Origin of the sequence: Dactylosporangium aurantiacum (assembly GCF_000716715.1) — a bacterium.
Taxonomy (GTDB): domain Bacteria; phylum Actinomycetota; class Actinomycetes; order Mycobacteriales; family Micromonosporaceae; genus Dactylosporangium; species Dactylosporangium aurantiacum.
The window spans coordinates 258,213-268,000 of record NZ_JNYJ01000038.1 but is presented as its reverse complement, the minus strand read 5'-3'; the positions used below and the strand labels follow the sequence as shown (position 1 = coordinate 268,000).

Here is a 9,788-nt window from a genome sequence, read left to right as displayed (position 1 = left end):
TCGTCGAACTGCTCGCCGCGGTTGCGGAAGCGGCGCGCGAGGTACTCGGCGAGCGGGATGTACAGCTCGATGAGCCGGGCCCGGACCCGGTCGCGGTCGGCGCCGGCGGGCAGGTCGGCGAGCAGGGACAGCAGGGCCTTGGCCTGCGCGTCGTTGGCCCTGCTGCTGGTCTCGGTCGGGGTCTCGTGGCTCCTGGCGATGGCGCGGCTGACGTCCCGCGACGTCGGGGCGGTGGCAGGAGCGGAGGCGGAGACAGAGATCGTCATCGGGAATGACCCTTCTGGTGCGGGTGACCGGATCCGCGGTGACGGCACGGCACTGGCGGCCGTGCGGGAAGGGGTTTCGTCACCGTGCCGGGCTGGCGCTGCGCGCACTGAAGCCGGCGCCGGTCGGGAATCGCTCTCGGCACCCGTTGTTTGAGCGCCGGTGCAAGACCTGCGAGGTCAGCCGGAGGGCCCATTCCGCCGCTGCTGGACGGTAAGCCCTAAATCGTCCGTTCGGACGAGGCGACCGAGCCCGACTGTACTAGAACGATGCGCCAAAAGCGAGATGAGCGCTCCCACGATGTTGAAGCGGCTCGCTATATCACTGAACGTACATCGTCTCAATACGCTGTGTGTATCAAAGCAATGGTTGTGCATTTCGATTCGGTAGTCGATCGGGTCCGTATGCCGATACCGGGGCTGCGTTTTCGCAGCGCGCAAGCTACCGTCTCACCCGTGGCGTGCACCTGATTCAACATTGATCCGTGAGGTGCGGATCGGGGTGTCGTCGCTAAGGAGTTACACGTGGCATCAGGCACGGTGAAGTGGTTCAACTCGGAGAAGGGCTACGGCTTCATCTCGCAGGACAACGGTGGACCCGATGTGTTCGCGCACTACTCGGCGATCCAGGCCACCGGCTACCGCGAGCTGACCGAGGGTCAGAAGGTCGAGTTCGAGATCACTCAGGGCCAGAAGGGGCCTCAGGCCGACAACATCCGTCCGGTCTGACACACCCCCAGTCGTAGGCCGAGACCCGCTTCACGGCCGAAGGAGTAGCAAGCCCCCGTCCGGAGCTTTCCGGCGGGGGCTTTGCGGTGTTCACGGTCATCCGGTGTGCACGGTCATCGGGTGGGCTCATGGGGCGCTTCCCGTGCGGGGCCGCCTACGCCAGGGCGGCCGGGCTGGCATGGACCTCGGGCGTGCACGACTCGGCGTACGCGTGCCGGATCATCCGCAGCGCCCATTTCATCCGGGTCGAGGCCGTCTCCGGGTGGTCACCGAACTCGGTGGCGACCCGCGAGACGCAGCCCTGCACGCCGATGCGCCGCAGGGTCATCGTCACCGCGGCACGCACGTCGGCGTCCGCCGCTCCTTGCGACATCTGCAACGTGGAGGCGAAGAGTGCTTCGGCGCGGACCGCTTCGAATGTTGACTCCATGGTGTACCTCCTGCTCGTTGCTCCCTGCTGTGGTCCAGCTAACTCCTGGCCGGGTGCCGAGATGATCGCTGTTCGGTTGCTAAACGGTGAGTCCGAACGTCTCGAGCAGGCCGGTCAGCTGCAGCAGCCGGTGCACGGCCGGGCTGGTGCCGGTGATGCGCAGGTCGCCGTCCACGTCGGCCTGGGCGGCTACCAGTACCTGGATGCCGGTCGAGTCCATGAAGGGCACGCCGGTGAGGTCGAGATCGACCCGGGTGGGCGCGTACGCGCGGATGGCGTCGCGCAGCGACTCGATGAGGGTGGGTGCGCTCGTCATGTCGAGCTCGCCGGTGGCGGTCACCGTGACCGAGCCGTCGGCGGCGGGGGAGACCATCGCGGCGAATGCGGTCACAGCTGCTTCACCACTCTCAGCAGCAGGTCGTCCCTACCGACGTCGACGGTGTCGGCCAGGGCCGAGACGACCTGCAGGGAAGGTTGCGACGGAAGGAGCGCGTCGGGAGCGTCCGGGGGTGACGTGACTTCGATCACGCACGCCTTCTCGTCAACGGTGGCGCGGACCTGGAAGGCGACGCCCACCCGCACATGGGTGATCACGTTCGCCCACGTCTCGGAGACGATCAGGCCGATGTCGGTGCGTTTCTGCTCGTCGACGCCGAGGCCGGCGAGCGCGCCGTCCAGGACGTGCCTGAGGGTGTTCATGCGATCGAGATCGCGCGGCAGGTCGACGGTCAGGCGCAGGTCCACACTGCAGTCTTACCGCATCACGGAGATCGGAAACGCCTCGCAGGTCAGCCGGCGTATGCAAACTCGCGGGCGGCCAGGTCCTGGTACGCGGTCTCGATCATCCCGAGCGCCCAGCTCATCCGCGCGGCGGCGGTCTCCGGGTACTCGCCGAACTCGCCGGCGACCCGGGCGGCGCAGCCCTTGACGCCGAAGCGGCGCAGGGTCGCGGTCACCGCGGCGCGGACCTGCACCGGTGTCGGCGCCTGCGACGCCTGCAGGGCGGAGGCGAAGAGGGCCTCGGCGCGGACCGCGTCGAACGTGCTGTTCATGTCAACCCCCGAGCTGGTGTGCTGTCTGACACCAATCAGAGTTCCGCCGGGATGGTGCGGGTTGGTCCGCCGCACGGTTGCCGGAAGGTAGCGTGTCGACTACGGACAGATACTTGCCCTGGACGGCTTGACGAGCTACGGTCAAGCCAGTCCCGCGGAAGTCGGCAGTCTGTCGCCCGGGGACCACCTTTCTCAAACGCGTGTCACGCCCTCTCGCAGGAAGCCACAGTCACACGCGTTTCGGCCAGTGTTCTCAGGGACACAAGCCATCTCACACGCCAGTCCCGAGGAGGACGCCCATGGCCCCAACCGAAGTGTTGGATCGAAACGCCAAGCAGAGTCATCCGGCGAAGCCCCGCCGCACCCGATCTCCGCGCAACCGGGACCACAGCCGCCCCGGCAACCAGCCTCAGCCCCCGGAGTCGGGCGAGGCCCGCGACGTGGCCGGCATCGCCGACCTCCACCGCGACAAGATGATCCTGCGGGTCGACAGCTACAGCCCCGGCCCGGACGACGTCACGATCCCGGCAGCCATGGTCCGGCGGTACGGGCTGCGCCACGGCGACGCGATCACCGGCAGCGCCAACGGCTCGACCCTCACCCGCCTGGACACCGTCCACGGCAACGATCCCGAATGGGCCCGCAACCGGCCCGAGTTCAGCAAGCTCACCGCGCTGTTCCCGCAGGAGCGGCTGCGCCTGGAGACCGGGCCGCGGCAGCTGACCAACCGGCTCATCGACCTGGTCATGCCGATCGGCAAGGGCCAGCGCGCGCTCATCGTCTCACCGCCGAAGGCCGGCAAGACGATGGTCCTGCAGTCGATCGCCAACGCGATCGCGCGGAACAACCCCGAGGTCCACATCATGGTCCTGCTCATCGACGAGCGACCCGAAGAGGTCACCGAGATGCAGCGGTCCATCCAGGGCGAGGTCATCGCCTCCACGTTCGACCGGCCGCCGTCGGAGCACACCGGCATCGCGGAGCTCGCCATCGAGCGCGCCAAGCGGCTCGTCGAGCTGGGCCACGACGTGGTCCTGCTGCTCGACTCCATCACCCGGCTCGGCCGGGCCTACAACAACTCCGCCCCGGCCTCCGGCCGCATCCTGACCGGCGGCATCGACGCCAACGCGCTCTACCCGCCGAAGCGCCTCCTCGGCGCCGCCCGCAACATCGAGAACGGCGGGTCGCTCACCATCATCGCCTCGGCCCTGGTCGAGACCGGCTCGACCGGCGACACGGTCATCTTCGAGGAGTTCAAGGGCACCGGCAACGCCGAGCTCAAGCTCGACCGCAAGCTTGCCGACCGCCGCGTCTTCCCGGCGATCGACATCGACGCCTCCAGCACCCGCCGCGACGACGTCATCCTGCACCCCGACGAGCTGCTCGCCGTCTCCCGCCTCCGCAAGGCGCTGGCCGCCAGCAACCAGTCGGCCACCGAGCAGCTGCTGGACCGGCTGGCGAAGACCCAGTCCAACGCCGAGTTCCTCACCCTGCTGCTGCGCGGCAACGCGAGCTGACCGCCGCCCGCGCCGGGGCGGCGCGGCGGAAGCGCGGCCCGGGCGTGATGCGCGGGAGCGGGCTCTGCCCGCCTCAGCGGGAGCAGGTTCCGCCTGGCCCAACGGGGAGCAGGCCCAGGGAGCAGGCTCAGCGGGAGCAGGTTCCGTGCGGCTCAAGGAGGAGGGGCACCGCGCGGCTCAGCGGGCCCCGCGCGGCTCAGCGGGAGCGGGCTCCGGGCGTGAGGCGCACCAGTGCCTCGTCGGCGGACAGGACGCCCAGGGCTGAGGCGTACGCCATCTCACGACCCCACGACGCGACGTCGGCCGGGGCGAGATCGGCCACGCCCTCGACCGTGCTCAGGTGCTCCCGCAGCGCCAGCCAGCTCTCCGTCGCGGCCACCCCCTCCGGGGTGGTCTGGTCGGCCCAGCCGAAGTCGACCACGAAGTACTGCGCCAGATAGACCGCGGCGGCGCCGATGATCGCGCCGGTGACCTGGTCGGGCACCTTGGCGCTGAGCTCACTGTCCACCCACCACCAGGTCACGAACATCAGCACCGCCGGCACGATCGCGCCGAGCAGCAGCGCCCGCCGCGTCGTCGAGGACAGGCGCGGCCGGCACAGCCCGCGCGCCCGCGCCTCCTGCACCACGGCCTGGTAGAAGGCGCGCCGCCACTTGCGCGCCTCCGTCCAGCTGTCGAAGGCCAGGCTGGTCAGCGTCGTCTCCCCGTTGACCGACAGGCGGTGCACCCGGTCCAGGATCTGCTGCTCATAGGACGTCAGGCTGCGCCCGTCGCCCTTGCGCAGCCGGGCCGTCGTCTGCGCCGGCTCGGCACCGGTCTCCCGCAGCTCCAGGAACCCCCGGGCCGCCAGGTCCAGCAGGGTGCTGTCGATCGCGTCCTCGTCGGAACGCCACCGGTTGACCATCAGGCTGACCACCGCCGGCGGCTCCTGCCCCGGCAGGTCCGAGCGGGCCGGCCCGGGCTCGGGCAGCCGCGGACGGGAGCGCCACAGGCTCACCGCCACCGCGGCGACCCAGACGGCCAGCGCGGTGGGCACGCTGAACTCAAGGAACGGAGGCCAGTCCACGACGGTCCTTCCCACGGGGGATGGGGAGACTTCGAGGAATTACTGTAGCGGCTCCGCGACGACCACCTTGCCGACCATATGTCCGCCTTCAACCATTTCGTGGGCTCGGGTGAGCGTCGCCGCGTCGATCGGCGACAGCTGGGTGGTGAGCGTCGAGCGGATCGTGCCCGCGTCGACGAGGTCGGCGACCCGGTCCAGCAGCTCGTGCTGGGCGATCATGTCGGGCGTCTGGAACAGCGGCCGGGTGAACATCAGCTCCCAGTGGAAGCTGATGCTCTTCGCCTTCAACGGCAGCAGGTCCAGCCCTTCCGGCTCGTCGATCGCGGTGATCGCGCCGCCGGGCCGGAGGATCCGCGCGAAGCGCTCGATCAGCCCCGGCGCGCCCGTGTTCGGCGAGAAGATGTAATCCACCCCTTCGGGGAGGTCGTCGTGGCCCACGACGTCGTGCGCCCCCAGGTCCAGGGCCCAGGTGCGAGACTCGTCACGTGACGCGGACCCGACCACCCGCAGGCCCGTCAGCGCCCGCGCCAGCTGGATCACCATCGAGCCGACCCCGCCGGCGGCGCCCAGCACCAGCAGCGTGCCCGTCGACCCGGCGTCCAGCCGGAACCGGTCGAACAGCGTCTCCCACGCCGTGATCGTCGTCAGCGGCAGCGCCGCCGCGGCGGCGAAGCTCAGCGACCGCGGCTTGTGCCCGACGATCCGCTCGTCGACCAGGTGCAGCCGCGCGTTGGTGCCCGGCCGGTCGATGCTGCCCGCGTAGTACACCTCGTCGCCGGGGGTGAAGAGGCTCACCTCGCTGCCCACCGCTACCACCACCCCGGCCGCGTCCCAGCCCAGCACCTTGTCGCCGCCGCCGCGGCGCACCTTGTGGTCGACCGGGTTCACCGAGACGGCGTGCACCCGGACCAGCAGGTCCCGCGCACCCGGGGTCGGCACCGGCAACTCGACGTCCCGCAACCCTTGCGCCGTGCTGATCACGGCCGGCATCTTCGTGTCCATGCCGGCGACGCTATCCACTACGCCCTAGTTACCCGCAAGGGTGATGAGTTTCCATTGGGTACTGTTGGCCGCGTGCCCGACGACGTCTATGCGGCGTGCTGCCCCTGCCGCGACATGCTCGACCTGCTCGCGAACAAGTGGAGCGCGCTCGCCCTCGGCGCCCTCGAGGACGGCCCGCAACGCTTCGGCAGCCTGCGGGGGCGCCTGCAGGGCATCAGCCCCAAGGTGCTGACTGTCACCCTGCGCAAGCTCGAGGAGCACGGCCTGGTCACCCGCGAGGTGTTCGCCGAGGTGCCGCTGCGGGTCGAGTACGCGCTGACCCCTCTCGGCCGGGACGCCTGCGCGCCCCTGGCCCACCTGCGCACCTGGGTCGAGTCCAACATCCACCGGTTCCCGGCGGCGGCATGATCATCCCGCTGCTGCCCGAGCTCACCCTGGACCTCGCCGACGAGGACGCGGGCCTGTTCGACGCCACCGGCGGGGAGTACCGCAGCGACGCGCCCCCACCCTTCTGGTCCTTCGCCTGGCCGGGCGGCATGGCCCTCGGCCGCTTCCTGCTCGACCAGCCGCTGTACGTCGCGGGCCGCTCCGTCATGGACCTGGGCGCCGGCTCCGGCCTCGTCGGCATCGCCGCCGCCCGCGCCGGCGCGTGCACCGTCACCGCGGTCGACACCGACCCTGCCGCGCTGGAGGCCTGCGCGCGCAACGCCCGCGCCAACGGCGTCGACCTCGTCACCTCGACGGTCCCGGTCACCGCCGAGGTCATCGTCGCCGGGGACGTGTTCTACAGCGGCCCCGTCGCCGAGCGCGTCCTGGGCTTCCTGCGCCGCAGCGGCGCCGAGGTCCTCGTCGGCGACCCGGGCCGCGGCTACCTGCCGACCCGGCTGTTCGAGGCGCTGGCCACGTACGAGGTGCCGGTCCGCGTCAAGCTCGAGGACCAGTGCACGATGCGCACCACGATCTGGCGCCTCCGCTGACCGGACGCGCCGGCGGCCGCGCGGGCCGCCGGCGCTGGTGCCCGGGGAAGCTTCCTACTTCTTGTTGAGCCCGTCGAGGCCCTTGTCCAGCCCGGCCCGGCGCAGGGCGTCGGCGAGGGCACTGTTCTGCAGGCCGCCGCTGTCGCGCTGCCGGCCGCCGCCGCGGGAGTCGCCGCCCCGGCCCTGACCGCCGCCCTGACCGCCACGCTGGCCGCCGCCACCGGCCGAGCCGCTGCGCGGACCGCCGCCCCCACCACCGGAGCCGCTGCGCGGGCCGCCGCCGTGCCCGCCGCCCTGGCCGCCGCGCCCGCCCGGCCCGCGGCCGCCGCCGCCACCGCCACCGGCGCCGCGCGCTCCGCCGGCGCCGCCGGCCGAGCCGGCCGGGGCGCCCGAGAGCTGGGCCTCGTCGTCCAGGCGCAGGGTGAGCGAGATGCGCTTGCGCGGGATGTCGACGTCGAGGACCTTGACCCGGACGATGTCGCCCGGCTTGACCACCTCGCGGGGGTCCTTCACGAACGTGTACGACAGCGCCGACACGTGCACCAGGCCGTCCTGGTGGACGCCGACGTCGACGAACGCGCCGAAGGCGGCCACGTTGGTGACCACGCCCTCCAGGAGCATGCCGGGGGACAGGTCGGAGATCTTCTCGATGCCGTCGGCGAAGGTGGCGGTCTTGAAGGCGGGACGCGGGTCGCGGCCCGGCTTCTCCAGCTCCTTCAGGATGTCGGTGACCGTCGGCAGGCCGAAGGTGTCGTCGACGAAGTCGGCCGGCTTGAGCTTGGCCAGCGCGGTGCCGTTGCCGATCAGCGACTTCACGTCGCTGCCGGTCGCCGACAGGATGCGCCGGACCACCGGGTAGGCCTCGGGGTGCACGCTGGAGGCGTCGAGCGGGTCCTCGCCGTCGCGGATGCGCAGGAAGCCTGCGCACTGCTCGAACGCCTTGGGACCGAGGCGGGCCACGTCCTTGAGGGCCTTGCGGGACCGGAACGGGCCGTGCGCGTCGCGGTGCGCGACGATCGCCTCGGCGAGGCTGCCGCCGATGCCCGAGACGCGGGTCAGCAGCGGCGCCGAGGCGGTGTTGACGTCGACGCCGACGCCGTTGACGCAGTCCTCGACGACCGCGTCGAGCGAGCGGGACAGCTTCGACTCGGACAGGTCGTGCTGGTACTGGCCGACACCGATGGACTTCGGGTCGATCTTCACCAGCTCGGCGAGGGGGTCCTGCAGGCGCCGGGCGATGGAGACCGCGCCGCGCAGGGACACGTCCATGCCGGGCAGCTCCTGGGCGGCGAACGCGGAGGCCGAGTACACCGACGCGCCCGCCTCGGAGACCATCACCTTGGTGACGTTGAGCTGCGGGTACTGCTTGATCAGGTCGGCCGCGAGCTTGTCGGTCTCGCGCGAGGCGGTGCCGTTGCCGATCGAGATGAGCTCGACGTCGTGCTTCTGGCACAGCGCGGCGAGGATCGCGATCGACTCGTTCCACTTGTTCTGCGGCACGTGCGGGTAGATGGTGTGCGTGTCGACGACCTTGCCGGTGGCGTCGACGACGGCGACCTTCACGCCGGTGCGGAAGCCGGGGTCGAGGCCCATCGTGGCGCGGGTGCCGGCCGGGGCGGCCAGCAGCAGGTCGCGCAGGTTGGCGGCGAAGACCCGCACCGCCTCCTCCTCGGCCGCCTGCCACAGCCGCATCCGCAGGTCGATGCCGAGGTGCACCAGGATCCGGGTGCGCCAGGCCCACCGGACGGTGTCGTTGAGCCACTTGTCGGCGGGCCGGCCCTCGTCGCGGATGCCGAACTTGGCGGCGATCGTCGGCTCGTACAGCGACGGGGCGTCAGGATCCTGGGTCGGCTCCAGCACCAGGTCCAGCATCTCCTCCTTCTCGCCGCGGAACATGGCGAGGATCCGGTGGGAGGGCAGCTTGGTGAACGGCTCGCTGAAGTCGAAGTAGTCGGAGAACTTCGCCCCGTCGGTCTCCTTGCCGTCACGCATCTTCGACACCAGCCGGCCCTGCGCCCACATCTTCTCGCGCAGCTCACCGATGAGGTCGGCGTCCTCGGAGAAGCGCTCCACCAGGATCGCCCGCGCCCCGTCCAGGGCCGCGGCGGCGTCGTTGACACCCTTCGAGGCGTCGACGAAGACCGCGGCGGCGGCCACCGGCTCGACCGTCGGGTCGGCGAGCAGCCCGTCGGCGAGCGGCTCCAGGCCGGCCTCGCGGGCGATCATCGCCTTGGTGCGGCGCTTCGGCTTGTACGGCAGGTAGATGTCCTCGAGCCGGGCCTTGGAGTCGGCGGCCATGATCTGCGCCAGGAGGGCGTCGTCGAGCTTGCCCTGGGTCCGGATCGACTCGATGATCGCGGTCCGGCGCTCCTCCATCTCCCGCAGGTACCGCAGCCGCTCCTCCAGGGTGCGCAGCTGGGTGTCGTCGAGCATCTCGGTCGCTTCTTTGCGGTACCGGGCGATGAAGGGCACGGTCGCGCCGCCGTCGAGCAGCTCGACCGCCGCGGTCACCTGCCGCTCCTTGACGCCGAGCTCCTCGGCGATCCGCTGCTGAATGGAGGTCGTCACGATCCTGCATTCTGCCCCACGCCCCACGCCCACCGCGAAGGCACGCGAGGCCACGCCGGAAGCCGCCGGGAAACGTCACCGGGACCCGGAGACCGAGCGTAGTTTGACCATGAGCCCAACGTGACCTGGAAAAACTCGCGAAGAAAGCGTTATTGACCCGGCCGCCCCCCGTCTCCTGAATAGT

At 70.9% G+C, this 9,788-nt stretch carries 10 protein-coding genes and 2 pseudogenes; 4 read left to right on the top strand and 8 right to left on the bottom strand.

What is annotated here, in order from left to right:
* A pseudogene (locus OP18_RS36150) lies at window positions 1-266 on the bottom strand (hypothetical protein); the annotation flags it as partial.
* Between the two features lie 522 nt (window positions 267-788).
* Here OP18_RS36150 and OP18_RS36145 point away from each other — a divergent pair.
* Window positions 789-992: a cold-shock protein gene (locus OP18_RS36145; protein ID WP_033363591.1), complete on the top strand. Its 204-nt coding sequence runs from the start codon at window positions 789-791 to the stop codon at window positions 990-992.
* Between the two features lie 154 nt (window positions 993-1,146).
* Here OP18_RS36145 and OP18_RS36140 read toward each other — a convergent pair whose 3' ends face one another.
* From OP18_RS36140 to OP18_RS36125, 4 genes are all read right to left on the bottom strand, one after another.
* Window positions 1,147-1,422, bottom strand: coding sequence for a hypothetical protein (locus OP18_RS36140; protein WP_052387839.1), 276 nt, complete (start codon window positions 1,420-1,422; stop codon window positions 1,147-1,149).
* Between the two features lie 79 nt (window positions 1,423-1,501).
* A complete protein-coding gene (locus OP18_RS36135; protein WP_081971397.1) occupies window positions 1,502-1,813 on the bottom strand; it encodes an STAS domain-containing protein in 312 nt (103 codons plus the stop codon).
* On the bottom strand, window positions 1,810-2,166 hold the full coding sequence (locus tag OP18_RS53545; protein WP_052387838.1) for an ATP-binding protein: 357 nt from the start codon (window positions 2,164-2,166) through the stop codon (window positions 1,810-1,812). Before OP18_RS53545 ends, OP18_RS36135 begins: the two co-directional genes overlap by 4 nt.
* A gap of 44 nt (window positions 2,167-2,210) precedes the next feature.
* A complete protein-coding gene (locus tag OP18_RS36125) occupies window positions 2,211-2,474 on the bottom strand; it encodes a hypothetical protein (RefSeq protein ID WP_052387837.1) in 264 nt (87 codons plus the stop codon).
* Window positions 2,475-2,794: 320 nt separating this feature from the next.
* On the opposite strand from OP18_RS36125, the pseudogene rho reads away from it, so the two are divergent.
* Window positions 2,795-3,991, top strand: a pseudogene (gene rho / locus OP18_RS36120) (transcription termination factor Rho); the annotation flags it as partial.
* A gap of 196 nt (window positions 3,992-4,187) precedes the next feature.
* Here rho and OP18_RS36115 read toward each other — a convergent pair.
* Together OP18_RS36115 and OP18_RS36110 are read right to left on the bottom strand one after the other, a co-directional pair.
* On the bottom strand, window positions 4,188-5,057 hold the full coding sequence (locus tag OP18_RS36115; protein ID WP_033363589.1) for a DUF2207 family protein: 870 nt from the start codon (window positions 5,055-5,057) through the stop codon (window positions 4,188-4,190).
* Window positions 5,058-5,096: 39 nt separating this feature from the next.
* Window positions 5,097-6,059, bottom strand: a complete 963-nt coding sequence (locus OP18_RS36110) for a zinc-binding alcohol dehydrogenase family protein (protein WP_052387836.1) — start codon at window positions 6,057-6,059, stop codon at window positions 5,097-5,099.
* Between the two features lie 72 nt (window positions 6,060-6,131).
* Between OP18_RS36110 and OP18_RS36105 the strand changes: the two genes are divergently transcribed.
* Both OP18_RS36105 and OP18_RS36100 read left to right on the top strand, forming a co-directional pair.
* On the top strand, window positions 6,132-6,467 hold the full coding sequence (locus OP18_RS36105) for a winged helix-turn-helix transcriptional regulator (RefSeq protein WP_245635638.1): 336 nt from the start codon (window positions 6,132-6,134) through the stop codon (window positions 6,465-6,467).
* Window positions 6,464-7,036 (top strand): class I SAM-dependent methyltransferase, encoded by a 573-nt coding sequence (locus tag OP18_RS36100; RefSeq protein ID WP_033363587.1) that lies wholly within the window; start codon window positions 6,464-6,466, stop codon window positions 7,034-7,036. Before OP18_RS36105 ends, OP18_RS36100 begins: the two co-directional genes overlap by 4 nt.
* Before the next feature lie 54 nt (window positions 7,037-7,090).
* Here the strand turns inward: OP18_RS36100 and OP18_RS36095 are convergent, their stop codons facing one another.
* Window positions 7,091-9,604 (bottom strand): Tex family protein, encoded by a 2,514-nt coding sequence (locus OP18_RS36095; protein WP_033363586.1) that lies wholly within the window; start codon window positions 9,602-9,604, stop codon window positions 7,091-7,093.
* Window positions 9,605-9,788 lie beyond the last annotated feature (184 nt).

Excerpts from the sequence above, each read along its gene's own strand:
- OP18_RS36140 (WP_052387839.1), bottom strand. The coding sequence starts at position 1,422 with ATGGAGTCAACATTCGAAGCGGTCCGCGCCGAAGCACTCTTCGCCTCC.
- OP18_RS36125 (WP_052387837.1), bottom strand. The coding sequence starts at position 2,474 with ATGAACAGCACGTTCGACGCGGTCCGCGCCGAGGCCCTCTTCGCCTCC.
- OP18_RS36110 (WP_052387836.1), bottom strand. The coding sequence starts at position 6,059 with ATGGACACGAAGATGCCGGCCGTGATCAGCACGGCGCAAGGGTTGCGG.
- OP18_RS36100 (WP_033363587.1), top strand. The coding sequence starts at position 6,464 with ATGATCATCCCGCTGCTGCCCGAGCTCACCCTGGACCTCGCCGACGAG.